The 24,988-nt window shown below is 48.5% G+C and carries 22 protein-coding genes and 1 pseudogene; 10 read left to right on the top strand and 13 right to left on the bottom strand.

From position 1 onward, the window contains the following. Positions 1-457: 457 nt before the first annotated feature. Positions 458-1,216: a hypothetical protein gene (locus AZ66_RS04530; RefSeq protein WP_044353764.1), complete on the top strand. Its 759-nt coding sequence runs from the start codon at positions 458-460 to the stop codon at positions 1,214-1,216. 143 nt (positions 1,217-1,359) lie between these two features. Here the strand turns inward: AZ66_RS04530 and map are convergent, their stop codons facing one another. Next, positions 1,360-2,148: a type I methionyl aminopeptidase gene (gene map, locus AZ66_RS04525; RefSeq protein ID WP_044353763.1), complete on the bottom strand. Its 789-nt coding sequence runs from the start codon at positions 2,146-2,148 to the stop codon at positions 1,360-1,362. A 212-nt stretch (positions 2,149-2,360) separates the two neighbouring features. Next, positions 2,361-2,549: a hypothetical protein gene (locus AZ66_RS04520; RefSeq protein ID WP_044353762.1), complete on the bottom strand. Its 189-nt coding sequence runs from the start codon at positions 2,547-2,549 to the stop codon at positions 2,361-2,363. A gap of 258 nt (positions 2,550-2,807) precedes the next feature. Here AZ66_RS04520 and AZ66_RS04515 point away from each other — a divergent pair, with 258 nt between their 5' ends. From AZ66_RS04515 to AZ66_RS04500, 4 genes are all read left to right on the top strand, one after another. Continuing rightward, positions 2,808-3,836, top strand: a complete 1,029-nt coding sequence (locus AZ66_RS04515) for a serine hydrolase domain-containing protein (RefSeq protein WP_044353761.1) — start codon at positions 2,808-2,810, stop codon at positions 3,834-3,836. Positions 3,837-3,914: 78 nt separating this feature from the next. Next, positions 3,915-5,090, top strand: a complete 1,176-nt coding sequence (locus AZ66_RS04510) for an MFS transporter (protein WP_082061452.1) — start codon at positions 3,915-3,917, stop codon at positions 5,088-5,090. 181 nt (positions 5,091-5,271) lie between these two features. Then, complete coding sequence (locus tag AZ66_RS04505; protein ID WP_021261270.1) at positions 5,272-5,877, top strand: TVP38/TMEM64 family protein; 606 nt, start codon at positions 5,272-5,274, stop codon at positions 5,875-5,877. Positions 5,878-6,064: 187 nt separating this feature from the next. Next, positions 6,065-6,349 carry a hypothetical protein gene (locus AZ66_RS04500; RefSeq protein ID WP_021256227.1) on the top strand — a complete coding sequence of 95 codons (285 nt, stop codon included), beginning with the start codon at positions 6,065-6,067 and terminating at the stop codon, positions 6,347-6,349. Between the two features lie 146 nt (positions 6,350-6,495). Here the strand turns inward: AZ66_RS04500 and AZ66_RS04495 are convergent, their stop codons facing one another. Next, on the bottom strand, positions 6,496-7,278 hold the full coding sequence (locus tag AZ66_RS04495) for a sporulation protein (RefSeq protein WP_044353760.1): 783 nt from the start codon (positions 7,276-7,278) through the stop codon (positions 6,496-6,498). Positions 7,279-7,586: 308 nt separating this feature from the next. Here AZ66_RS04495 and AZ66_RS04490 point away from each other — a divergent pair, with 308 nt between their 5' ends. Then, entirely contained in the window at positions 7,587-8,510 is a 924-nt protein-coding gene (locus tag AZ66_RS04490; protein WP_044353770.1) for a diacylglycerol/lipid kinase family protein, read from the top strand. Between the two features lie 72 nt (positions 8,511-8,582). Further along, positions 8,583-9,062 (top strand): large conductance mechanosensitive channel protein MscL, encoded by a 480-nt coding sequence (gene mscL / locus AZ66_RS04485; RefSeq protein ID WP_021261273.1) that lies wholly within the window; start codon positions 8,583-8,585, stop codon positions 9,060-9,062. A gap of 134 nt (positions 9,063-9,196) precedes the next feature. Here the strand turns inward: mscL and AZ66_RS04480 are convergent, their stop codons facing one another. The 3 genes from AZ66_RS04480 to AZ66_RS04470 form a co-directional block, all read right to left on the bottom strand. After that, complete coding sequence (locus tag AZ66_RS04480; protein WP_021261274.1) at positions 9,197-9,508, bottom strand: hypothetical protein; 312 nt, start codon at positions 9,506-9,508, stop codon at positions 9,197-9,199. A 238-nt stretch (positions 9,509-9,746) separates the two neighbouring features. Then, positions 9,747-10,529, bottom strand: a complete 783-nt coding sequence (locus AZ66_RS04475) for a TrmB family transcriptional regulator (protein WP_044353759.1) — start codon at positions 10,527-10,529, stop codon at positions 9,747-9,749. A gap of 221 nt (positions 10,530-10,750) precedes the next feature. Further along, entirely contained in the window at positions 10,751-11,503 is a 753-nt protein-coding gene (locus AZ66_RS04470) for a hypothetical protein (RefSeq protein ID WP_044353758.1), read from the bottom strand. Positions 11,504-11,748: 245 nt separating this feature from the next. Between AZ66_RS04470 and AZ66_RS04465 the strand changes: the two genes are divergently transcribed. From AZ66_RS04465 to tlp, 3 genes are all read left to right on the top strand, one after another. After that, positions 11,749-14,037: an ATP-dependent helicase gene (locus AZ66_RS04465; RefSeq protein WP_044353757.1), complete on the top strand. Its 2,289-nt coding sequence runs from the start codon at positions 11,749-11,751 to the stop codon at positions 14,035-14,037. Positions 14,038-14,177: 140 nt separating this feature from the next. Next, a complete protein-coding gene (locus AZ66_RS04460) occupies positions 14,178-14,861 on the top strand; it encodes a GTP pyrophosphokinase (RefSeq protein ID WP_052648389.1) in 684 nt (227 codons plus the stop codon). 166 nt (positions 14,862-15,027) lie between these two features. Beyond that, on the top strand, positions 15,028-15,252 hold the full coding sequence (tlp, locus tag AZ66_RS04455) for a small acid-soluble spore protein Tlp (RefSeq protein WP_021256236.1): 225 nt from the start codon (positions 15,028-15,030) through the stop codon (positions 15,250-15,252). Between the two features lie 90 nt (positions 15,253-15,342). On the opposite strand, the gene AZ66_RS04450 is transcribed toward tlp, so the two are convergent. From AZ66_RS04450 to AZ66_RS04420, 7 genes and pseudogenes are all read right to left on the bottom strand, one after another. After that, positions 15,343-16,200: a M15 family metallopeptidase gene (locus AZ66_RS04450; RefSeq protein ID WP_044353756.1), complete on the bottom strand. Its 858-nt coding sequence runs from the start codon at positions 16,198-16,200 to the stop codon at positions 15,343-15,345. Between the two features lie 350 nt (positions 16,201-16,550). Then, positions 16,551-17,939, bottom strand: a complete 1,389-nt coding sequence (locus AZ66_RS04445) for a dicarboxylate/amino acid:cation symporter (RefSeq protein WP_044353755.1) — start codon at positions 17,937-17,939, stop codon at positions 16,551-16,553. Positions 17,940-18,141: 202 nt separating this feature from the next. Then, on the bottom strand, positions 18,142-18,822 hold the full coding sequence (locus AZ66_RS04440) for a DNA alkylation repair protein (protein WP_052648388.1): 681 nt from the start codon (positions 18,820-18,822) through the stop codon (positions 18,142-18,144). A gap of 268 nt (positions 18,823-19,090) precedes the next feature. Further along, positions 19,091-21,434, bottom strand: a pseudogene (locus AZ66_RS04435) (glycoside hydrolase). A 270-nt stretch (positions 21,435-21,704) separates the two neighbouring features. Beyond that, the gene (locus tag AZ66_RS04430) at positions 21,705-23,003 is read right to left on the bottom strand and encodes an ABC transporter substrate-binding protein (RefSeq protein WP_044353754.1); all 1,299 of its coding nucleotides are present in this window, start codon (positions 23,001-23,003) and stop codon (positions 21,705-21,707) included. A 253-nt stretch (positions 23,004-23,256) separates the two neighbouring features. Next, entirely contained in the window at positions 23,257-24,093 is an 837-nt protein-coding gene (locus AZ66_RS04425) for a carbohydrate ABC transporter permease (RefSeq protein ID WP_044353753.1), read from the bottom strand. Further along, entirely contained in the window at positions 24,093-24,974 is an 882-nt protein-coding gene (locus AZ66_RS04420; RefSeq protein ID WP_044353752.1) for a carbohydrate ABC transporter permease, read from the bottom strand. Before AZ66_RS04420 ends, AZ66_RS04425 begins: the two co-directional genes overlap by 1 nt. Positions 24,975-24,988: the final 14 nt, after the last annotated feature.

Below are 24,988 nucleotides of genomic sequence, written 5' to 3'. Positions count from 1 at the left end.
GAGTACAAGCTGCCGTCCATCCAGATAAGCCAATATTAACCAATCATTCATTGCGCAACGAATCCATTGCGCAATGAAGGCGCATGCATATTCGAATTCAGACCGGTAAGAATCCTTCGTCGGAAGTCATTCTCATGTTCGAATGCCTTCAGGCAGGCCCCGGTTTAAACACGGATGTCGTAATCCTGTCAATTACTACAATCACTTACCTAAATATAATTTCCATATATTTATTTGTCAATGTTTCCCGGTCAGTTCACAAAGTGTTCAAATACTCCGAAAAACGGCTTTATATCAGTATTTGTAAACGGTTACAAAATACAAAATGAGACTGCTTGCCTTTGTCGAAACCACTCAATTTCTGGCAGTTTCCTGCCTGTTTTGATCACAAAAATCTATATTCCGCATACTCGCATGTTGATTTTTGAACACTAATGGAAGTAAATAAGGAGGTTGAATGGAGTTGTCAAATGATGTTCACAACAACGCAAATCATGTTCACTGGATTGTCACATTTATAATCGCCGCTGTCATGCTGGTCTCTTCCGGCTGTGCTGGGATGGAGGCTGAGAAGTCAAGGTCGCCGGGAGGCAACACGAAGGCGAACTATGCAGATCGGAAGGTCAAGGAGCAATCAGCACCTTCTGGAACCCCGTTGCCCCAAATGGGCACCGAAAGCAACTATCGTACGAAACAAAACACAAAGCAGTCCCATTCCACATCTCAGCCGCAGGCATTGTCTAATCCGCGTCCTCTGTTCATCAATCAATTTGTCAGCGATGCTGTCGGACATCTGGATGGAGTCAGTGTAGCCTATGTCTTGCAGCATAAGGATACCGCTTATGTCGCACTCACGCTTGATGGCACAGGCCTAGGTACAATCGGCAGCGGAGGCAAGCATGAGCAATCCCGAATCGGTGCCCCAAATACAGCTGGGCATATGGAACGTGAGGCGAATCGCTGGCCCCCGCGCTTCATTACTTCGGATAGTCCGGTACGTACAGTGAAGCAGAGCGACAAATTATCAGATGAGCTCCTTCATACCATCGACAAGACGGTTCGGAGTCAGACCTCTGGGGTGAAGCATGTTCGAATTAGCGCCAATATGGACTTATTCAACGGATTAACTCCTTATGTCATGCACGCTTATCCTGGAGACTCCCTGCAATTCGCAGAGGCGGATATTATGAAGCTTATACAACGCACTATGCACTAACAACTCATGAGACGTTGAACAGATCTAACTGACGATGAGAATGAGGGATGTTACTTGCACTTAGTTTTAGGGGGGGATGCAGCCGCATCACTCCCTCATATTTCTACCTATATAATTATGGTAAATAGTTGTTCAGCCTTATCCTAATTTCCCTGACGAATTATTCTTTCCCCTAGTGTAAATGGAAGACAAGTCAAAATACGCGGACCATCTGCAGTCACCGCCACGGTATGCTCGAAGTGCGCTCCCCAGGAACCGTCACATGTAGCAACAGTCCATCCATCTGCACCCAGAATCACACCACCATATGTACCTAGCGTAAATATCGGTTCAAGCGTTATGACCATCCCTTCCTCCAAATTTGGTCCGCATCCAGGCCACCCATCATTCGGAATATCAGGAGGTTCATGAATAGACTGCCCGATACCATGCCCCACAAGCGCGGTTACGACCCCATAGCCCGCATCACGCCCCATGCGTCCGATCGCAGCCGCTATATCTCCAACCGCCCTTCCAGGAGTCGCCAACTTCGCTGCATATCGCAATGCACGAAGTGTCTGTTGCATAAGACGCTTAGCCTCAGGTTGCACGTGGCCAATTCCATAGGTCCATGCCATATCTGCGAGCCATCCTTTGTAATTCACCACAAAATCTATCGTAACGAGGTCACCTGATTGAAGAGGTTTTGCAGACGGGTATCCATGACATACAACCTGATTCACTGAAGCACATGTTGCATACGGATATCCATAATACCCTTTCTGCTCAGCAGTTGCTCCCTGCTGCAATAACCAGCGCTCTACGAACTGATCAATCTCCACCGTCGTAACGCCAGGTGCAAGCCTTGACGCCACTTCACGATGGCAGCGGGCTGCCAAGTATCCTGCCTTTTGCATTAGCTCTAGCTGCGCAGCAGTCTTCGTATTTTCCATCGCTTACTCCCCCAGCTTTACATGTCCCATTCATAAGTATATGAACGGGATCATCTGTTATAGAAGCCCTATTGTAACCCTTTCATTTAAACCCATCCATACGCAAACAAGGCGCTCCGATTACCGGAGCGCCTACTCTGTACGTATTCTCAGTTATTCCTTACATTCGCAGGTTTGCACTTCAGTTCCTCGTAATGTCTGAACAGAGACGGTTACGACACACTGGTATCCATTTTGCACATTTCCAATTCTACAAGCTGAGTTAATTCATCTTCATAGCCGCCCATAATCCGATACTTCCGGATGTACTCCTTCACGAATTTCCGAGGATTCTTCGGACGGAAAATACGTGTCATCTCCAACAAGCTTTCTTTCACTTCGTTGTGACCTTTTGTTGCCATGAAAATTCCCTCCCAAAGCGTTGTAGATCATGCCCCGCAACGGAGAACCAATTGGACTATCGCTTCACTTACTGGAATTTGCAACCTTTTAGTCTTAGTATATCATATTCAGCCGAGCTGCAAAATCACACCAACATATCTTAATCATTTCTCCATTGGGTATGCTAGTAACAACATTAGAGTTAACATACAACGCGTAATCATGCTGTCGTAAGGCTGAAATTCCATTACTACTACAATAAACAGGAGCAATCTCAAATGAATCAGCATCCCTCGAGTCCGATTCAAGCTGACGCAGCGGAACAGGCTGGATTTGACCACGGTAAATTGCAGCAGGCATTGGATACGCTGCCTAAATTGTTCCCCCGTATGTATTACTTCGCGTGTGCGCGTCATGGACAAGTAATCGCAGAGGTGTATGCCGAAGGAGTAAGACCTGGGCAATTCTATGATCTGCGCTCCGCTACCAAAAGCTTCATTTCAACACTCGTGGGCATTGCCATTCATCGCGGGGACATGCCTTCGCTGCATGAACCAATCGCTGACTATTTGCCGCAAGACATCGTGAGCAAACACCAGAGAGATACTTGGTGGCACCGCATTACCTTCAAGCATTTGCTTACAATGACATCAGGTTTGCTGTGGGAGACAGGCAATCGACTCGGAGAGCGCTGGATACGCAGCTTCCATAACAGCAGCAGCTGGGTGAAGTATGCGCTGCGACTGCCCGTCCATCCCGAACGGTTCGGACAATTTCAATATCGGAGCATTGATTCCCATCTGTTATCGATCCTGCTCACCTCCTGCACCGGGATACGTGCAGATGAATATGCAAGAGCGCATCTCCTATCTCCAATAGGCATCGATCATTACCGCTGGGACTTATCCCCCGACGGGCATGCAGCAGGCCATGTTGGTCTCTGGCTGACTGGCCCAGATATGCTTCGATTCGGCCAGCTCATACTAGACGGCGGTTCCATCCAACCTGCTGGTAATGAAGGATCAGACGAGCGCATTAACGTCATACCCTCTATATGGATTACGGAATCGCATCGCCCCTATTCACCTGGCATTCCGGCTTTTGGCGCCTACGGCTACCAATGGTGGCTCCATCAACTAGGCAGCGAGGAGGCAGCTTGTGCAGTTGGTCATGGCGGACAAGTGATATATGTAGTGCCGTCACGCTCCCTTACTGCCGTGTTCGCTGGCAATCCACATGTATGCCGGTGGAGACATCCGAAGCGTTGGATGGAAGAGCAACTGCTGTCTGCTGCTACATATTCTTAATATTCAATCCGACTATCGCTGCTGGCGACGGCTAGTGCCGCACGATATAATGGTACAATCAGGAAAGGGGCGTTGCATGTGAAAGAAATTCGTGCATTAGGCATGGGGCGAGACATCGTGCTGCTAGCTGTCATCTTATTCTTCGTAGAATTCGTGCGTGGAGCAGCGCTCGTCTCATTCATCCCCATCTATGGCCAGAACATGCTGTATATTAGCCTTGCCATTATCGGGGCCGCGACTACCGCACATTACTTGACGGATACGCTGCTCAAAACAGCTATCGGATATTTGCTGGATCGTTTCTCCGCCAGATTGATTATTAATATTGGATTATTTATTTCACTGGCAGGGATCTCTCTGTTCCATTACGGGAATATTCCATGGGTGTTCATCTTCGCAGCAGCCTTATATGGTGTAGGAATATCTCCCGTATGGATTGTCTGCTTAACGAAGGTAAAGGAAGATCAACGCGCTGCCCAAATGGGCTTTCTCTATATGATATGGCTGGTTGGGATGGGCGCCGGCCCCGTCGTGTTGAATCTCATCCTAGACTATAAGCCTGCATTCTCGTATTGGCTGCTTGTTGCCTTGTCCATTGCCGCTTGGCTGCTTAGCTTTTTCGTCTCAGGCGGCAAGCAAGCGGAACGTGTCTCTGTTCCGCTTCGTGAGCAGTGGGAGGCGCTGCGCGAGAAGCTGAAGGCGATTAAGCCGCTGCTGCCCGGCATGATTCTGCAAACACTCGGAGCAAGTATGCTCGTGCCGATTCTGCCCACATTTGTTGCAGAATCTTTATCATTCACCGAGCATAGAGAATACTCACTTCTTCTGCTCCTCGGTGGCGGCTGTACAGTACTTGGGCTAGTCCCGATGGGCAAATGGTCAGATAAGAGCAGCCGCAAGCCGTTCCTTGTGATTGGATTCGGCATATTCGCCCTGACGCTTGCCTCATTGTCACTGCACCCGTCGAAGTTAATGGCTTACGGACTTGCCGTGGTTCTTGGCCTGTCATATTCCGCAGTGCTTCCTGCGTGGAATGCACTGCTCGCCCTCTATGTCCCGCCTAGTCAGAAAGGACTGGGATGGAGTCTGTTATCCACTGTGGAGGGCATTGGCGTCCTCATCGGCCCAGTTCTCGGGGGCTTCATTGCGAGCGCTACGTCTGCCAGCATGGTCGTATGGATTAGCGCGGCATTATTCGGTATCGTCTCCATCGTATATTTGCTGTTTCCAACCCGCTGGTTTGCCGAGCAATAGCTTCAACGAACCATTATGCAACGAGTTCCGGTGAGTTCCGGAAATTGTAATGAGGTTTCCGTTTTACCTCATTCATAAATCGCAGTAGATTCAAGACAATGAAACTATTAGAACGCTCATACGTTACATGTACTAATAACAGCGTAAGAAACTGTAGTTTCAACATCGGGGGGAACTTGTTTTGTGGGAGTGGATACATAACACAATCAGTTGGCTTAAACATTTAGATATGAATCAAGTCGAGCATTGGATGCAGCAATATTCGAACTTGGGGCCGTTACCTGGCATATTGCTCCCGCTCGTGGAAGCCATCCTGCCTTTCTTGCCGCTTATCGTATTTGTTATGGCAAATGCAGCAGCTTACGGCTTAGGGCTTGGCTTCCTCTATTCCTGGATTGGCGCAAGTCTCGGGGCTTGCCTAGTATTCTGGCTGGCTCGTAAGTTCGGCGGCCGGTTCAGCGCTTACCTGCAGAAGAACATGCCTTCATCGCAGCGATTCTTCTCGTGGCTGGAGACCAAAGGATTCACACCATTGTTCATCTTATATTGTTTCCCATTCACACCATCAGCGCTAATCAATATCGCCGCAGGAATTAGCACGATCCCGTTTCGTACATTCATGTGTGCCGTATTTGCCGGGAAGTCGGTTGTCATATTCATCATGGCCTTCATCGGCCATGACTGGCAGGGATTTATCCATCAGCCATGGCGCATTCTAGTCGCGGTTGCTGTTCTGTTCCTGCTCTGGCTCGGCGGGAAGAAGCTCGAAGCTCATTATCAACTGTAGAAGCTGTAGACATCATTTACTCGGAATCGAATTCATTCTTTGAAATAACTGATTCGTTTCCTTTGTATTCATCACAGGATATTTTCAAGTAGGCAGGGCACCTTAATAAGAGCATTCAATGAGGTGATGATCCATCACCTGAAGCTTGCTGCTTGCACGCAGCAAACGAAAGGAGCTCATGGCCTGCATGACTGAAAATGACCATAAGATGAATCCGATATCGAGGGAACATGTTGAAGTGGACGGCATCTATGCCAATGAATGGGGACGCGAAGAAGTATTGCACCGCGGTCAGACCTTCCCATCTGATCCTCAGCTTGGTGCTTCGGAGTGGGAGCTCCAACAATATTTGTTCGACAATCACCACACGGGTGAGACGGATCAGCGGCTTATTGCCAAATCAGATGAGACAAGGCAGAAGCAATCCAAGCAAACGAGTCCACGCAAGCATACCGACCGTGGCGACAAATAAGCCGCATATGTTCATGCTTCCTTAAAATGATAGGGAGAGATTCCAAGCTGCCTGCAGCCCCGAATCTCTCCCCTCGTTATGTATATCGGATTCAAATAGCCAATCGATGAAGCGAGAGGCAATCTTACCTTGCACATCTGGAACGATTACAAGTGCTGCCGGATCATTTCCGCTAGTTCACCCGCGAAGCCTTCGGCCCCCATGCTGCGCCATTCGAGGTTCGTAAGCGGAAAGCGAAGGAAATGATCAACTGTCGTGTCCGTATCCACAAGTATCCCCCGCACATTACGCGCACGTCCATTGAGATAGACAAGCAGCTCTGTCTGGTGTTCTGCCGCCAAAAAGATGAGCTCCATCTCTTCAACTTCTCCGCGAAAATAAGAGGTAGGAATGAATTCGAATTGCTGTACAAATGGGAATTTACCGCCGATTCGTGGGGCATGGATACAGTCCGCAGTTCGCAGTCGGAAGCCAAGTCGGTTCACACCGTCAATTACAATGCTCTGCTCAACCGTAGGGATAATTTCGATTCGATCGTGGTCATTTGGCTCGATGTCACTAGTACGGTCTACGCCTAGCTCTATCATTAGCCATACAGGGGTGTTATCAATCGTAAGTGGAACCCGATTCGGCAGCACAATGGAGAATGACTCATCCTTCGTCTCACTCGTACCTAGCGTGAAGGATTCACGGATTGTATAGCGCTCAAGCTCACAATAACTGCGCTCACTTCGACCATCCAATTGGCGCGCATACTCCGTCATTAATACAAGATCAAGGCGCTCGACATACTGTGGGATATGGCCTCCCCGCAGCTTCACAATTCCACGCAATTCCTCACTTGGTGCATATCTTCCACGCTCCAGAAGCGTATCGATCTGGGCCGTGCCAAGACCAATGCTCCCTAGGAAACGGTTGAACATGGACATTACCTTGTCCCTCCCCTGAACTATTCACATGAGCAAATATGGAAAATGTTTCTTAATATCCATTCGACAGCTTCCCCATTTTCCCTTTTCGACATAAGCAAGAAATACTCAATTTTGAACAATGTTCATGAATCTCTCTCACAAACATTTACATTTGATATAAACTTCCTGCCCGAAAATCACCCCAAACAGAGAACGTTCTGCTATTATGGAATAGCAGTAAACAGAATAATAGTCAGTTGCAATCTCAATATAGTGCCCGTATGAAACGTCTTGGATTCGGCAAACATGGGAGAGATGGAATCTTGATGCTCTTTGTAATCAATCAACATGCAGGAAATGGAAAAGGGCTGCGCACATGGCAATTGATAGAGTCGCGCATGCAGCAGCTAGAAATCGAATATTCCTCCTGCGTGACAGCAACACCCGAAGAAGCAGAGATGCACGTAAGTGCTCATCTTACGAAATACCCTCGTTCTACGATTGTGGTACTCGGCGGAGATGGAACGATTCATCGACTACTGCCTATTCTAGCAGGTACCCAAGCTGTATTAGGAGTTATTCCTGCTGGCTCAGGCAATGATACCGCTCGAGGATTTCATATACCTACTGAACCATTGCAAGCATTGCATACCATTCTTCACGGGCGGCGAAATGCTGTCGATTTGATCCAGATTAACGACAAGTGGACATTGACTGCTTTGGCGACAGGATTTGATGCGGAAGTAGCAGAAGCCGTCAACCAGAGCCGTTATAAGCGTTGGTGCAACCAACTCCGAATAGGCTCCGCTGCCTATTTGATCGGTGCGATCATCACGATGTTCACGTTTAAGCCCGCAAGAGCCGCCATTACAATCAACGGTACCATACATCATTATGACAACGTGTGGCTAACGGCTATCGCCAACTCCTCTTCCTACGGGGGAGGAATCCGCATCTGTCCACACGCTGACCCACATGACGGCGAGCTGGATATATGCATTGTGCACAGCTGCACCCGTTGGACCTTAATGAGGCTATTCCCGACCGTATTCTCTGGCAAGCATGTGAATCTGCCTTATGTCTCGATGCTGCATGGACACAATGTTCATATCACTTCATCGATCGATCGCGTTGCCTATGGAGATGGGGAACGGACAGGCACTACCCCGCTCCAAGCTGCAGTCGGTAGACATAAGCTGCTCATGCTTCAGCCTTCATCAAGTCATCATTACGAATCGAAGATTGTCTAACAAGCTGTTTCTGTATCACAATTAAGGGTAAGTATTACATGGTAATGCCTACATGAGAAAGGGGAACCAGTAGTGGGAGATTCAAAAGTCAAATCATTCTTCACAGAGTTCAAACAATTTGCAATGCGCGGCAACGTCATCGATCTGGCAGTCGGTGTTATTCTCGGTGCTGCCTTCAACAAGATCGTGACTTCGGTGGTCAACGACTTAGTTATGCCTCCACTCGGATTATTGATGGGCGGCGTCAACTTTAAGGATTTGTTCCTTAACTTGAGCGATCAAGACGTATCGTCATTGGCCCAAGCACAAGCGGCGGGAATTCCCGTTATCGCATACGGCCAATTTATTAGCATTATTATCGACTTCATCCTTGTTGCCTTCTCCGTATTCCTGCTCATTAAAGGAATCAATGCGCTTCATCGCAAGAAGCCGGAAGAAACAGCAGAAGAGACAACAAAGTCTTGCCCATACTGCCTGTCGAAAATTCCGAAGGAAGCTACTCGCTGCGGACACTGTACTTCAATCCTGAACGAGTCCGAAGCTAAAGCGTAACGAACAGGTCCGACAAGTTCTCAATTTTAAGATCATTTAATAAAAGGCCTTCTTGCTGCACCACACCATCCTTGTGATGATGTCTGCAGGAAGAAGGCCTTTTTGTCCATTCGGATATGGTGAGACTTACATGACTATATGGAACGGTTCGGCTTGCTCATAAGCTGCTCCGCAATTGCGCGAAGCTGCATATCTGGTGTATATACTTCCTCTCCCATATCCACTTTTTTTATCCGAATTTCTTCTACATCTGTACCCGCGTGATCTGGTTCGAAGCGAAGCGCTGCTTCATCCGTACAATGAACTTCATACCCCATCATGCTCAGCATTTCCTGCATATCATCCACAGTTGGCTTCTCTTTATCTGGTGTCATAACTAAGCCGCGAAGCTTCGCGATATCGTCAGTTCCGTGATGAACAACTTCAAAATGTACAATGCACTCCATACGATGCCCTCCTCTTGCTGTCTCTTAGCGAAGCTGTCCTTCCTCGTATCTTCTCCGAAAGAAGATCGGCACATACTTTACATGCATATGAAGTCTTTCAACATCCATTACATGTATCTATGTCAAACACCGATTTGGCTTGCTGGTATACTAGTCGTTCCGATATGTTACTATACGTAAAGATACTTTGACCGGTTTCGGATTTTGGTCACTTTTCACTTATCTGTCACGATTGATGTTAATCAAAATACGATGAGATGACCGCTTGAATCCGCTTGTTAAATGCCTCTGCATCTTCAGCTCCCATCTCGTTTTGCCATTCGTACAATACGAGATCCTGTACGAACTTCCCTAAGACAAGCCGTGTGATCGATGCATGCTCTGTAAGCAGCGCCTTCGTTGCCACACCTTCCCCCATAGACCCAACCAATGCTTCCTTACGATCAATAATAAATGCAAAAGGACGCGTGTGGCGCATGTCATCTGTAGCGAACAAGGAAGGCACCCGCATACTTGTATTGTCCTCTAAACCCGCGATGGACCACAGCACCTTCACCCCTCGGGCCTCCGCAAGTGCCAAGTGCTCCCGAATTAAGGCTGCATCCTCCGGCCACACATCTGCGATAATTTCCAGCTTCGCCTCCTGCAGTACGCGTTTCACGGTCTCGATAACCGCCCGCTCACCTTCGATACTATAGAACGAAGTCTCATCTGCTTCTGTCACGGGCATGTGCTCCCGAATATAGTGAAGCGATGAATCTAATCGAGAGGCTAATATGCGCGTCAATTCCTCCGGCTGCAATGCCGTATAGTGAGAGGGGTCTCCATCCCGATGCAGAATGACTCCATGATCAACGAGCCGCTGTAATGCTGCATATACATTGGAGCGCGACACACCTAGTTTCTTAGCAACCTCATACCCCGTCATCGCACCTTGTTCGGATAGGCTGACAATAATTTTAGCTTCCATCTCGGTAAATCCCAATGAACGTAAATGTGTAATTAGACCTTGACCTTCCATCGTACTCCTCCTGCTCTAGGTGTCTCCTTACTCGTATTGCTCGTACAATGAAAAAGAGGCCGCCGTATTCCATAGATGGCTGGCCCCTATTGTCATTCCATGCATATCCGCTGACTGATACACATTTCCCCATTCCCAGTTTGGACTTCTTGCAGCTGGGTTGTTGTCAGTCTGTACTGCCTCAACTTACGCGAAGTGAATGGTGCAACGGAACCAGATGCTTATACGAATGGCGTCCCGCACCGTTCACACCATTTGGCTTCCTCGTCTGCCGTGCTGTTGCAGTTCGAACAGCGTCGACCCGCTATTTCTTCTTCTTTCATAATGGTAATTCGGCGTCCGCCGACCGTTACGTTCAAGTCATCATGATCCCGATCGGCCGCTCCGCCTTGTTTAAGCTGGCCTTGATCGGAAGATGCACTGCTCTGGGAGTCTTCCGCATGCGACTCCAATACATGCTCATCTTCTTCCTCGTACGTATAGTCATGTTCCTTATAATCGGTATGTTCTGGATAGCGTACAGCCTCTTGAGCAGCAGCCGCCTCCTCTTGTTCTTCCCGCTTGGCCTTCAGGAAGGCCATGCCGAGCTCATCAATCTCTTCTTCCTCCACTTGTGGCGGCTCTGGCAGCTTGCGTCCGCATACCGAACAATAATTAGCCGCAAATGGGGCAATTTCGCCACATTCGCAGCGCTTCTGCTTACGCAGCTCGCTTACCTTCCAATCCAGAAGCTTGATCTCTTCTTCAACGAGCAGATTCAGCTTAGCAATTTCCTTCAAACCTACCTCCGCAAGTGTTAAGTCATTCTTTTTATAGGCATCATATACGAGTTCGCCAATTTCATAGACATTCTGCTTCCATTCTTTGCGCTTTTCTACAATTTGGGCTTGAACCCGGTTCATTTCCATCATGTTATGCGCTTTTTCCGATGCTTTTGAAGCACCATCTTTAATTACTTGTATAAAGCGGTTCATCCCAATATCTCCTTTCAACTGCCATTACGGCAGAATTCCTCTGTTAAACTAATAAACGCAGTATTAGCGATGTGAAACCTATCGCCAATAGCAATGCGCTATTCTCTACCTGAACTTGTCATTACAAGCCTTCAACAACAACGTATGCATGGCTCATGCAAAACATGTATCCCTGTCCGCTGCCTTGCTAGAACATGTATAATATCATGTAACGCTTATTTCTATCATAAAGGAGATACACCATCATGACCACTCCTTCTTCATCAGAAACGGTCAGGGCACAGTGGCGCTCTCTTCCATTTGGTATAAAGAGGGAACATCCTGTACCTACAGCGCAATCGGCAGACCCATACACAGCCTCGCGCCAAGATTGCGCTCAACCGAGCAATGACGGCAACGGTGCCCTTCCTGCATCTGCAGACTTCTTCGCTGCGTTAGAGCGACAAGGGATACGCCTGCATAACGCACAGCGGGATGCAGTGCGCCATATAAACGGGCCCTTGCTCTGCTTGGCAGGAGCCGGATCTGGCAAGACATCCGTGCTGACTGCACGAGCTGCCTATTTGATGACCGTCGGTGAAGTATCACCGGATTCGCTATGGCTGGTCACCTTCACAAATAAAGCTGCGCAGGAGATGCGAGTGCGCCTTGCCAAGCTGCCCGGCGTTACACGCGATATGGCTCGCAGGGTTCAGGCACGCACCTTTCATTCTTTCGCTCTCAAGCTGCTGCAGGCTTATGCGCCTCCCTTCCAACTGATGGCAGAGGAACGCAGACGGCACGGCTTGATGAAGCGCATACTACGAGAGCTTGGGCTGCATGATACCCTGCAAGCCGAGACGGCGCTCGCTGCGCTCTCCTCGCTCAAGTCGCGCCGCCTGATGCCTACTGATTGGAAAACAACAAATGCAAGTGAACTCGATATGCGGCGTGCGCTTATTCGCTTCGAAGAACAGAAAGCGCAGCAAGGGTGCAAAGACTTCGATGACCTGCTGATCGATCTTCTACGGCTGCTGGAGGAAGACGCTAACTTGCTTGAGCGTCTCCGCCGCCGTTTCCAATATGTGCTCGTAGATGAATTTCAAGATACGACGCCTGTGCAGTATGAACTACTTCAACGAATTACCGACGGGCACCAAAACTTAGCCGTGTTCGGTGACGATGATCAGACGATATTCACTTTTAATGGAGCAAGCCATCGTTATATCACGGAATTTAAAAATCAATACCCTGCAGCAAAGCAGGTTACGCTCGACTTTAACTTCCGATCTACACCAGCCATTGTTGGCCTAGGCAATGCGGTCATTGCCCATAATGAAGAGCGGCTGCCGAAGCAGATGAGAACTCCAACTAGCGTTCATGTCGTGACGGATAAGGAGCATGCACCAAGTGCGCCGCGCTATCTTCGCCCCCGCGATGCGGAGGAAGAGGCACAGATTATCGCCGATCATATTCAAGCGGCTGTTAGTGCCGGTACGCATACGTGGCAGGACTTCGCTATCCTGTACCGAACAGCGAACAGCAGCCGCGCACTCATTGAATGCTTGACGATACAGGGCATTCCATTTCGCCAGTTCGGAGCCGAGCCGTTTTTCTATGACCATAATCTTGTTCGCCCGCTTATCGACCATCTTCGGCTGTCGATTGCCCCGCGTGAGTTCAGAGCACTGGACAGCGCTGTTGCCGCACTATATGTCCCGCGGGAGACAGGCATGCAATATCTGATGGGAGCAGAGCGGAGCAAGGCCAAGAAATATCCTCTCATCCATCTGCAGAGTTGGGACAAGCTACCCTCCTTCCAGCGCGAGGCCGTCAAGCCACGCATTAAGCTTATTAAGAAGCTAGCTGCGATGAAGCCGTATATCGCGCTACGAGAGATGCGGCGCGAATTCTATGACAAGTTCACGGCTGCATCTTCTGGAGAACGATCAACCGCTCATCAAGAAGGGGCAGCGGATACGCTTGAGGAATTGGAGTCCTCAGCCAAGCGCTTCGATACTGTCGAGGCCTTCCTGAAGCATATTGACGAGTTGAAGGAGAAGTATGTTGCGATGAACCCCGAGTATGGAGCACAGCATCGAACAGGTAGCTCTCTGTCTTCTGGACGAGCACCAATGCAGGCAGGGACAAGAGCTCCTGCCGCGATGCAACGTGCAGAGGACGGGGATCTGGAGAATGCCGTCACCTGCATGACCATTCATCGCGCCAAGGGCCTGGAGTTCCCTGAAGTATTCCTAATCGGTGCAGCTGATGGAATTCTCCCTCACCGCACAGCGCTTCGCAAGGGGACCCCGCCAGACCGCTCGGCGGCACTGCGAACAGGAACACGAGCAGAACAGATGCAGGACACCTTCCGCCCTGAGGCGGAGAACGCAAGCACGAAGGATGCTCTCCTTGAAGAGGAACGCAGGCTTGCTTATGTGGCCGTAACGAGGGCACGCGAGCAGCTGTACATCAGTTCCCCAGCAATCGTGCATGGACAGAAGGCTGAAGTAAGCCAACTGCTCCTGGATGCTTGGAACATTGTCATATAGGGTTGCGCCCGAAAGTTGAGTTTTGAAATACACACCCTTTATCCAGTACAATAGGATCAGATGCTATGTTGTTATTTAGGAATAGAAGAAAAACGACGAATAACCGATTACTATACCGTGCTAAATTGAGGGGATATTTCATGTCCAAAACCGATATGATTATGAAGCAATACGAACAGGTAAAGCAGTTGCCTACCTTGTATCAGCTTGCATTGGAAGAACTGGAGACTAAGATCAAGGTCATTCAAGCGGAATGGAAAATACGCAATGGTTATCCGCCCATCGAACATATTAAGACGCGTCTGAAGGAGCCTAACAGCATTTTCAGCAAGCTGCAGCGCAAGGGCTTCCCATTGACGCTGGATTCCATCGTGGACAAAATATATGACGTAGCAGGCATGCGTATCGTCTGCGCCTTCGTTAAGGATATTTATCTCATACTCGAACATTTAAAGACTCGTGAAGATATTCGTATCGTGGAAATCAAGGATTATATTAAAAATCCGAAGAGCAATGGGTACCAGAGTCTCCATGTCATCGTTCAAGTACCGCTCGTATTATTCGAGGATACACGCTGGATTTATGTGGAAATTCAACTTCGTACGCTTGCCATGGACTTCTGGGCAAGTCTGGAGCACATTATATACTACAAGTTCGAACAGCAGGTTCCGGCTCATGTAACAGAAGAGTTAACCGAGGCCGCAAGAGCAGTCGATCAGTTGGATCGGAAGATGCTGGAGCTGCGCAAAGAAATATTATCATACAATCACGAGGATTGGGCGAACACGATTCAGAAGGGCTTGCCTTGGGAGAATGTTCAATAGTGCTAATGCTCCCCATAAGCAGTGATGATGTATTCATCTTTGGGATGAGAAATGGTTGGATAAAACACGCACCATTTGCACATCGTAACGATGACGCCGGAGGACTTGATCTGTCATGTTCACCGGCGTCAACCGATAACTGTCATCACGAAGGAGGACCACGAACATGGCCAAACCCGATGATCGCTCTAACAACGCAGCTCGTCTGCAGAATGCAATTGATAACACATCGAGCAAACTGCATGAAACTGAGCAGTATTTAACTGAGCATGCTGAAGAGATTAGCGCGACAGAGCGTCATAACTTGCAAGCCAAGAATGAGCGCCGCCGCCACAGCATCGAAGGGTTTGCGGCTGAGAAGCGTGACGAGCAATCGAACGCTTCCTCGTAGTGCACCCAATCGTTGACAGATGAATCGAATGAAGAGAGGCTGAGCTTGAAATCCAAGCTCAGCCTCTCGTATTAAGTAATATAATTTGTATTATTTCAGTAACTGTTCTAACGTCAATTTTCCGTCATAAGTTGCCTTGGCTGCTTCCTTGCCAACATAGCGGACATGCCATGGCTCGTACACATAACCGGTAATGCTCTCCCCGTCCTTCGGATAGCGAATAATGAATCCGAATTCGTGAGCGTGTTCAGCCACCCATTTCCCTTCATCCGAATCACCGAATACCTCTTCCAGTACATCGTCTACACTTGGACTCGATAAATCCATCGTGAGGCCCGTCTGATGCTCGCTCGTTCCAGGAACTGCGCTAACACGGGCCGCATATTCCTTCCCTTGCGTATTCACATAATGGCTGAATAGGGATTCCTGACGCTTGAAAGAACGGTAACCCGATACGGCATGCAGCGTCACGCCCTCTTCCTTCGCCTGCTTGAACATCTCCTCAAGCGCCTCTGCCGCTTCCTTGCGCATATGACGCTTCTCATGTGCCTCTTCGAAGGAGAACTTCACATTCGGCTCCACAAGATCCGGCGGCTCATAACCATCTGGCAAGTAACGCTCCTTATTGACCACAACGAGGATGGACTCTGGATTCGTAACAACCGTCTTATCGCCTTGCTGTTCAATCGTGGAGCTGAGTCCGTATTCCGATTTTAGCTTGGCTGTAACGGATGTTGTGTCATCGGTATTGGCTGAGCCATTCTCTCCTTGACCATCTCCGCTTCCTTCTCCCTGCTTATTATTATCCGGCGCTGGTGTCAATGCCGGGTCAACTTGTTCTTGTCCAGATGTTACTGCTGCCTTGTCCGTGCTTTGGCAGCCGCTGAGCAGAATTGCTGTTCCCAGAGCAAATACAAGACACTTCGCAGTCATACTATGCTGACTCATTAGTATTTCCCCTCTCCCAATCTATCAATTCCAGATTGAGAGTCTATTATATCGCAATAGAATAGGTATTGCGAATAGTACAGATGAGATACAGATGCTCTTTATAAAGTCATCTACGAGGGTTATAAAGCTTCTCCTTAGGGGTGACATACAGGTATAACTTAGGATCTAAGTGAATATCTGGTAGCACACCTGTGACAGGGGAGACATCATCCAGTACGCCAATTAGTGGGATGACTGGCGATGTGAAGGAACGACTGCGACCGACAGCAACCCAACCTTCCTAAGGCCCTCATTAAAAAAAGAGTGCCTTCTAGCTGCAGACTAGAAGACACTCCTCTTCCTCGATGCTATACGGTTACAGTGTTATGACTGTTCTTCGCTTCCCGTCCAACTTCAATATCATCATCCTCATCACGATTGAAGGCCTCACGATCGAACTCGCCTTCACTTTTGCCAACCAGCAAGGACGCAACCGTCGTACCTGTCGCATTAACTGCCGTACGCGCCATATCTACGATTGCATCTACACCGAGAACAAGTGCAAATCCTTCAATCGGCAGGCCTGCCTGAACGAGAACGACAGTCGTCGAGATGGACGCTGGACCGGGAACACCCGCTACACCAACAGACGCTAATGTTGCTGCACCAATGATGAGCAAGTAATCGGCAATATTCAAGTCAATACCGTATACGCGGGCAATGAACACAGCAACTATGGCCGGATAGATTCCACCGCACCCGTTCATATTAATCGTGGCGCCAAGCGGAGCCACAAAGCTGGCAATTCGATCCGACACCTTCATTCGCTTCGTAATCACTTCTAGATTCACAGGCAGTGTTGCGTAGCTGCTGCGGGTCGTAAAAGCAACTGCAATGGTCGGATACGCCTTCTTGAAGAAACGAATTGGATTTACACGCGCACCGAAGGTGACAAGCGACCCGAAAGTCACAATCATATGAATCAAGCACGCCACATAGACCGCTATAATAAACCATGCAAGCTCCTTCAAGGTCGATAATCCATACTTGGCGGCCATCGAGGTCATAAGCCCGAACACACCGTATGGAGTAAGCTTAATAACCAGTTTCGTCACACGGAACATAACATGGGAGAAAGATTGAAAGAAGGCGCGAATCGGCTGTACTCGTTCGGGATTGCGCAGCCCCTCTAGTGTAATCGCCACTGCAATGAAGGCCGCAAAAATGATAACCGGCACGACCTTACCCTGTGCCATCTCATTGATCGGGTTGGAAGGTACGAGATCAAGCAGCACTTGCTTGAAAGTTGGGATCTCACGTTGTTCGAACCCCTGCGCCGCTTCCGAGCTCTGAGCAATACCAGAACCAGGATCAATAACCAGAGCTGTTCCGAGACCGATAACAGCTGCGATAGCAGTCGTAATCAGGAACAACGCGATGGTCTTCGTTCCAAGCTTCTTCAATACGTTCGGATCCTTCACAGAGGTAATACTCGAAATAATCGCAGCAAATACGAGCGGCATGACAACCATCTTAATTAAGCTGACATAGATAGAGCCTAGAATACTAACATCTGTCGCAGACTTCCCGAATATGGCTCCAAGGGTCAAGCCAAGTCCCATGGCCAGCAGTACGCGAAGGCCGAACCCAACCTTCTTCTTGGCAAGCCACCACAGCAAGATGACGAGCAGCAGTGCAGCCCCCCAGCTCGCATAGACATTCCAGTCTTGCGGGGTGATCCAGTTCTGTTCCTTCATCGTTACAACCCCTTCGTCTATTTATTCTAATAATACCTAGTTGTTTAATTGGTATTATAGAAACAGGGACGGAACTCGTCAATACTTTTTTATATGAATGGATGTACTGAATATAAATGGATTTACCGGATAGCGATGAACCAACTTGCCTCCAATACTTCTCTGTACAACTAGACCAGACTACTTGCCACACTTACTAGTATTACCTGCTCTCCAGTCTCTTCAATGCCTCACGCCGGCTAAGCGGCATTAACGCATGCTGCTCCACATATTCCCTTACCCATTCTGGATTCTTCTTCGCATACTCACGCAACGCCCAGCCAATGGCCTTCTGCAAGAAAAATTCCGTCGATGCCATATGCGTATGGATCGCAAGATGCAGCAAGTCCGTATTCGTCTGAGCTTTGTATTTCAACTGGAACAGTATCCCTGTGCGGTTCAGCCACATCTGATCCGAATGAATCCAGCGATCGGCATATTCCGCCCAAGCCTCAGGGTATCGCTTCATCACCCCTCCCACTGTACAGGTTGCCAGTCCATCAACCGTATCCCACCAAGATCGGGTTACAATGAATTGCTCGATTCTATGTATATGTGCTAAATTGAAAAACTTCACTCCACCTTCTAATAGTCCCATTGCAACATAAGCAAATTCCCGCTCCTCCAGATTCCATAAATGCTGAGCTGCATGCAATATCTCTTCTGCAGACTGCGGCTTGCCGTACAACTGCGTATGCTCTTTAATCAACAGCTTGCGTACAGGCTGAGGGACGCCCAGAAACGGAAACTGATCCCGCATATAAGCGGACATTGCTGACGCTCTATCTGGATCGGCACTTGCGCGAAAGGAGTCAATAAGTGGTTCGATTGGATACACGCTCATGAGTAACTCTCCCTGCTATCGACAATTTGCAATCGTATGAAAGTCGGTGGCTGCCGCCCTAGTCTTATGCCAACCTTACTCCCAACGAATAAAAAGACACATAGATATTCTCCGCGCATCCCCCATCCACCTTCCAAGCTCGCCTATACCTATAGCACAGGAGCTGTAGCATGCGCATGGCAGTTGGCATACAACTTACGCAGGGCAGCAAGCATACTACTCCTGTGCTGAGTTTCTTCGTTTCTTCGTTACTTTGCTAATAGATTAATTATTGCGCCATGACAGCTGAACCTGCCTCGAAGACAACGCGCTGCTTCCCATCGAGAATAAGCGCCGACATCGCTTTCACTGTATCTGTCCCATAGGAAAAAATTCTTGCTGGAATAATTGACAACTACTCGCAAATCCCCCCCATACTGAGCCGACTGAACGAGGCGATCTGGAGACAGCACCTCGAATGCGGTCATCTCCCTCTGCACAGCCTTCGCATGGAAAGGTGACCATACCCTCAGATATGACGTGATCAGCCCCTTATGATTGTCCCATTCTTGCTTATCAAGATGATATAGCGGCGGCACATTGTACAGCAGCTCGTACAGCATACGTGCTGCCACCTCATCTTTTATTTTGAGACTTCCCCATTCCCAGTGATGGGTTGTAATGACCGAATCGTTGTATACCAGCTTGAATAAAGGCAGGGAGTACGCAGGATCAATATAAATGTGCTGGTACAGCTCCTTAAGCGGAACCTGCTTCGCATATTTGCCTGGGATACCGCCGTCCGGTGACCAATAGGCTCCTACATAGTAGGGGCTGTTCTTATCTTCGCGCATATCCTTATCGCTCCACTTGATGACCGGGGTTTCCAAGCCATGCGCATAGGCGATCACGCTGCTGGCAAAATCGTTTCCACCCTCGGAGCCAATGACCATATGCTTCTCCTTCGCAATATAATTCATGCGCTCAAGGCGTGCCCTCCGATCCTGCTCCTGCGTCGTGATATGCCCCAGTGTATAATCATCATAAATTTCCCCCGTTGCATCACAATCAATAAACCAGGTATTGTACAGAATGTGATCCTGCAAAATCTGCTCCACTCGCTGCTTCACACTAGGAAGCGATAAGGTCGGATTCAACTTGCGTCCGCGATTTAGGAATCCCCCTATCTTGACCCCCTTCTTATTCGTAATCGTAGCTTCTTCATACAGCGAGGCATCTGGGAAGTAAGCCGTATTCCAGTCCTTGTTCTCTTCCTTCTGGATCGAATGATACGAATCATAAGGCCCTATTAAGTATCCAAACTTCGAAGCATTCTCGACGAAGGTTGGATTCATTAATCCATCTGCCCAGTTCGGCATTCCAATCCACGCCTTAGCAATACCGGACTGCTTCATCTCAGAAATGAGTGCACTAGACTTATCCTGTCCCCATGCAGAAGGATCGTCCAGCGCTTCTCCGAATGCATGTTTCAATAAGCGCTTGTTCAGTTCATACAGCTTCTGCTCACTTAGTTTGCTCACACCAGTAGAGACAAGCTGCTGTGATTCGGCATCCAGCTTCGGGAATTGATCCGCTTGATACAACTGCTCAAGCTTCATCACCTGATTCAAGGCTCTGACCATTACCCGCTTCTGGTATGCATACACGTCATCCTTCCTGCCTTCTGCGAGTGCATTACGCAGCTCTTGACCGCCATCCTCCGTATATTGATCTGCTAGCTTCGCAATCCATGACCATATCGGAGCGTTTAGCTTCTTCTTCATGACAGGCCAATGGACATTCGTCTCAGCCAGCACATGGCTGTTCCACATATAAATATGCGGGGCGCCATATAACTTCTCAATGTCCGGATTGTCCTTCACCTTCTCCGCAAGTGTCTTGAAGCCTTGCTGCTCCTTCACATATTCCCGGTACAGCTTCGCTACTGCGACTGAATCATTGTCCGTTACATATAAGCGGAATCCATACTCTTTGTTTGGATTAATCGATGGGAACTCATGCGTAAACGACATATCAATGCTCGGTTCTGTACGGAACGAAACTTCATTGTTAAAGGGATTCTCGACCACATAGAGCAGGCCGAACTTGCTCTTATTGAGCGCCATGAAATTCATTGAGAAGGACTCGCCCCATGTCATCGTTTCTTCGTGGAGGAACTTCTTCCAATTCGGATCTTGGGCAGGGATGCGCTTGCCTTCCCATAGTGGCAGCATGTAGCTGTCTGCTTGTACCGTCGGCCATGTGAACTGTTCTGCTCCTATTGATTGAATGCGAATATCCAGGTACCCCTCCTTTTTCTGGATGGCTACCTTCACCTTGTCATCTGGATACGTCCATTCCATACGATCCGCTGTTTGCTTCACATCTCTCACATTCCGTGGCTTGATCGGAACAGAAGCATTCTCTTTTGCACCGCCGTGCTCGATCACGATATCAAATGTTGCTGGGTCAACCTGGTACGTGAATTCACGATAAGCAGCCTGTATGGCATGAACCGACTTGGATACCACTACTGCACCATCCTCCGCCTTGGCTACCTCTTGTTGGCTGCAGCCTGTGAACATACCTACAGCCATAGCTGCTGCAATCGTTGTTAGTAATACTCTTCTCATCTGTGTGCATGCCTCCTTCATCACCGCTTCTCCCCCGTACCATCAATAGAACATAGAAGTATGCCCTCGGGCACGAAGGTAGCGAATTGAATGCATGCCACATCATATCGTCCCTCTGTTACACCAGTGTGACAAAGTTGGATATGCCTTTTTTTCGATAACACGGACTCTAAACTTCATGACGTTAACATCTTCATTCCTTGCCTATCATCCTGAGCGATGGCAACAGCAAAGCGGCCTCTACATGGATAGAGGCCGCCGCATTTATTGTTACTTTTTCAGATTATCCCAAGCCTTCTGGAAGTCAGCGAACATTTTGTCCTTATCCGACTTTCCTGCGATATAGGCTTGAATTGCATTACCGAATTCTTGTGTTGCGCCATCCGGATACTTGAACCAGTTCCAGCTCAGCACTCTGTTGTCCTGGCTGTACTTCACCACTTCTGCGGCAATGTCGCCAAGGTCATCCGCTGTCGCCTGAATCGTCGACATCGCTGGAATGAACTTGAACTGTTTCGCAATGTATTCCTTGCCGATATCAGAAGATACCATCCAGCTCAAGAATGTCTTCGCCTCTTCTTTCACCTTCGAGTTCTTGTTCACTACCCAGTTGTTCGGTACGCCGACGAGGAGCTTATCGTTCTTCGCTGCATTATCATCGATTGGCATAGGGAGTACACCCAAGTTCAATTTTGGATCAATGCTGTCGATTTGCACTTGTGTCCAGTTACCTTGCTGCATCATCGCCGTCTCACCCTTAGCAAACAGCGTTACTTGTGTATTGTAGTCCGTAGTGAGCGGATTTTTATTTCCGTATTTCACCGTCAGATCGAGCAGCTTCACCCATTTCTCGAATTCTGGGTTGCCTTGGAATTTCGCACTGCCGTCACTAAGCGCCTTAATAAATGAATTTGGGTCTGCTTGTTGTGCAAACGGCACGTTCAAGTTGTGAATACCGAGAATCCACCATTCCTGATAACCATTCGAGAAAGGCGTAATGCCCGCTGCCTGAAGCTTCTTCGCTGCGTCTTCAAGCTGATTCAGCGTCTTCGGCATCTCTGTAATGCCTGCCTTCTGGAATAAATCCTTATTGAAGATCAAGCCGTATCCCTCTAAGTTCATCGGCATGCCGTACAGCTTGCTGTCCTTCGTCATAGGCTCCTTAGCAAGAGGAATGACATCCTTCACCCATGGCTCCGCAGACAAGTCTTCCAGATGATCTGCCCACGTAATCATCTCTTGATAGCCGCCATTGTTGAATATATCAGGAGCATCGTTGCTTGCGAACTTCGCCTTCAATGCTGCGCCGTAATCCGCACCGCCGCCCACTGTCTGAATATCGAGTTTAATATTCGGATGAGTCTTCTCGAACTCGCCCTTTAGGCGGTTGAGAGCCTCAGCAATCTCGACTTTGAATTGAAATATCTTAACCGTCTTTACTTCTTGATTTCCCTTCCCTTGATCGCCGCTAGAGCCCGTTGTTCCTCCATCGCTCTTCGATCCACATCCCGCCAGCATAACGGATACTGCCAACATCATTAACAAAGACCATTTCGCAACTCGCTTCATTGCAAGACCTCCCTTTGTCTTTTTCCCTTTTCATTCATTCGGTTTCTATACCAATTTCCTCACTGTACCATTTCCACATGTTCCACAACTCATTCGTTGGAACCATCAACAACCCAGCAGCATAATTGGCTAAGGTTAACTACCAGTGGTTCTTACCGCTTGCTGCATCTTGATTATAGCCCTTGTTTTGCAAGCGGTTACACAGAGAGAATTGACCGATTAGGTGGAATTCATTGATCGATTCATGTACTAATTACCCCTTGACCGAACCGGCAGTAATCCCTTCGATAATATACTTCTGCATCGCCAAGAAGAAGATCACGATCGGCGTTATGCCAAGCACGAGTGCTGGCAGTGCGAGATCCCACTGCTTCGTGAACTGTCCGAAGAATGCATATGTTGCGAGCGGAATCGTCCGCAGGCTGGCACTCTGCAGCATAAGCGATGGCAGCAAGTAGTCATTCCAGATCCATAAGCTATTTAGAATCGCAACCGTAACGAACATCGGCTTCAGCAGCGGAAATACAACCTTCCAGAACACGCCATAGGGTGAACAACCATCCACGACAGCAGCTTCTTCAATCTCAAGCGGAACGGATTTAATGAAGCCGTGGAACAAGAATACCGACAGCGGCGCTCCAAATCCTAGATAACACACAACCAGCCCTAGCATACTATCGGTTAGCTTCAACGTTCCCGTTACCTTCACAAGAGGAATCATGATCGATTGGAACGGGATGACCATTGCCGCAACGAACAGCATGAACAACGTTCGATTGAAGCGCGTATTGTGGCGAACCATCCGATATGCCGCCATAGCGCTTGTTAAGCCTACGAGCAGAACGCTTACTACCGTAATAAGCAATGAATTGGTGAATGCTTGCGGGAACTTCGTCATATCCCATGCCTTCTGATAGTTCGCCCATTCGAACGATTCCGGCCAGCTTGCCGCGTTGGACAGCAGATCCCCGAAGGACTTCACCGAATTGACGAGCAAGAAGTAGAACGGGACAAGGAAGACAAGCCCTACAATAACCATCAAGACTTCTAAAATAAAGGTTCGCATATTGTATGATTTAATGGCTTCCATTACATATCAACCTCCTTGCTCTTCGTGATGCGCACTTGGATGAGCGTAATGGCAGAGACAATCAAGAAGAATACGAGCGCCTTCGCTGTGCCGAGGCCGTATCGATTGTTCTGGAATGCTTCTAAGTAAATGTTAAGCGCAACCGATTCTGTTGATTTGAACGGGCCGCCCTTCGTCAGTGACAAGTTCAGATCGAACATCTTGAACGACCAAGAGATCGCTAAGAACAAGCATACCGTTACAGCCGGCATAATCAGCGGGATGATAATATTGCGCAGCACCTGTCCACGGGTTGCCCCGTCAATTTCTGCGGCTTCCAGCACGTCTTTGGGCACATTCATCATTGCTGCAATATAGATAACCATCAAGTATCCGGCAGTCTGCCAGACAAATACGATAATGATTCCCCAGAAGGCCGTTGTCTCGTCACCGAGCCACGGCAGGTTGAAAAACTCAATCCCAGTCATCTCTCCTACCGCTGCAAATCCCTTAATGAAAATGAACTGCCAGATGAAGCCGAGCAGCAAGCCCCCGATGACATTCGGCATAAAGAACACCGTCCGCAGCACGTTGCGCAGCTTCAGCTGTCTCGTCAAAATATAAGCCAGCGCGAAGCCGAATAAATTCGTTAGTATAATGCCGACGACCGTAAATCGTGTCGTAAACCAGAAGGCTGGGAAGAAATCCGAGTCCTTCGCAAATACTTGAATGAAATTATCGAGCCCTACCCACTTCACAGTACCCGCGACTCCATTCCAATCGGTGAAGGAATAGTACATGCCAAGCACAAAAGGAATTGCGACGATAAGGGTAAAAAAGAATGCCGCAGGTCCGATGAAAAAGACTTGCTGCAGGGCTTGAGATGATCGTTTACGCGACATCCGACTCTCTCCTT

Origin of the sequence: Paenibacillus sp. E194, from assembly GCF_000935845.1 — a bacterium.
GTDB lineage: Bacteria > Bacillota > Bacilli > Paenibacillales > Paenibacillaceae > Paenibacillus_B > Paenibacillus_B alvei_B.
The sequence above is the reverse complement of the archived record's forward strand: the minus strand, read 5'-3'. Positions and strand labels throughout refer to the sequence as shown.

Excerpts from the sequence above, each read along its gene's own strand:
- AZ66_RS04440 (WP_052648388.1), bottom strand. The coding sequence starts at position 18,822 with ATGAGCGTGTATCCAATCGAACCACTTATTGACTCCTTTCGCGCAAGT.
- map (WP_044353763.1), bottom strand. The coding sequence starts at position 2,148 with ATGGAAAATACGAAGACTGCTGCGCAGCTAGAGCTAATGCAAAAGGCA.
- AZ66_RS04480 (WP_021261274.1), bottom strand. The coding sequence starts at position 9,508 with ATGGAGTGCATTGTACATTTTGAAGTTGTTCATCACGGAACTGACGAT.
- AZ66_RS04490 (WP_044353770.1), top strand. The coding sequence starts at position 7,587 with ATGCTCTTTGTAATCAATCAACATGCAGGAAATGGAAAAGGGCTGCGC.
- AZ66_RS04500 (WP_021256227.1), top strand. The coding sequence starts at position 6,065 with ATGACTGAAAATGACCATAAGATGAATCCGATATCGAGGGAACATGTT.
- AZ66_RS04530 (WP_044353764.1), top strand. The coding sequence starts at position 458 with ATGGAGTTGTCAAATGATGTTCACAACAACGCAAATCATGTTCACTGG.
- AZ66_RS04465 (WP_044353757.1), top strand. The coding sequence starts at position 11,749 with ATGACCACTCCTTCTTCATCAGAAACGGTCAGGGCACAGTGGCGCTCT.
- AZ66_RS04475 (WP_044353759.1), bottom strand. The coding sequence starts at position 10,529 with ATGGAAGGTCAAGGTCTAATTACACATTTACGTTCATTGGGATTTACC.
- AZ66_RS04515 (WP_044353761.1), top strand. The coding sequence starts at position 2,808 with ATGAATCAGCATCCCTCGAGTCCGATTCAAGCTGACGCAGCGGAACAG.
- AZ66_RS04450 (WP_044353756.1), bottom strand. The coding sequence starts at position 16,200 with ATGAGTCAGCATAGTATGACTGCGAAGTGTCTTGTATTTGCTCTGGGA.
- AZ66_RS04420 (WP_044353752.1), bottom strand. The coding sequence starts at position 24,974 with ATGTCGCGTAAACGATCATCTCAAGCCCTGCAGCAAGTCTTTTTCATC.
- AZ66_RS04460 (WP_052648389.1), top strand. The coding sequence starts at position 14,178 with ATGTCCAAAACCGATATGATTATGAAGCAATACGAACAGGTAAAGCAG.
- AZ66_RS04495 (WP_044353760.1), bottom strand. The coding sequence starts at position 7,278 with ATGTCCATGTTCAACCGTTTCCTAGGGAGCATTGGTCTTGGCACGGCC.
- AZ66_RS04445 (WP_044353755.1), bottom strand. The coding sequence starts at position 17,939 with ATGAAGGAACAGAACTGGATCACCCCGCAAGACTGGAATGTCTATGCG.
- AZ66_RS04520 (WP_044353762.1), bottom strand. The coding sequence starts at position 2,549 with ATGGCAACAAAAGGTCACAACGAAGTGAAAGAAAGCTTGTTGGAGATG.
- AZ66_RS04470 (WP_044353758.1), bottom strand. The coding sequence starts at position 11,503 with ATGAACCGCTTTATACAAGTAATTAAAGATGGTGCTTCAAAAGCATCG.
- AZ66_RS04425 (WP_044353753.1), bottom strand. The coding sequence starts at position 24,093 with ATGGAAGCCATTAAATCATACAATATGCGAACCTTTATTTTAGAAGTC.
- tlp (WP_021256236.1), top strand. The coding sequence starts at position 15,028 with ATGGCCAAACCCGATGATCGCTCTAACAACGCAGCTCGTCTGCAGAAT.
- AZ66_RS04430 (WP_044353754.1), bottom strand. The coding sequence starts at position 23,003 with ATGAAGCGAGTTGCGAAATGGTCTTTGTTAATGATGTTGGCAGTATCC.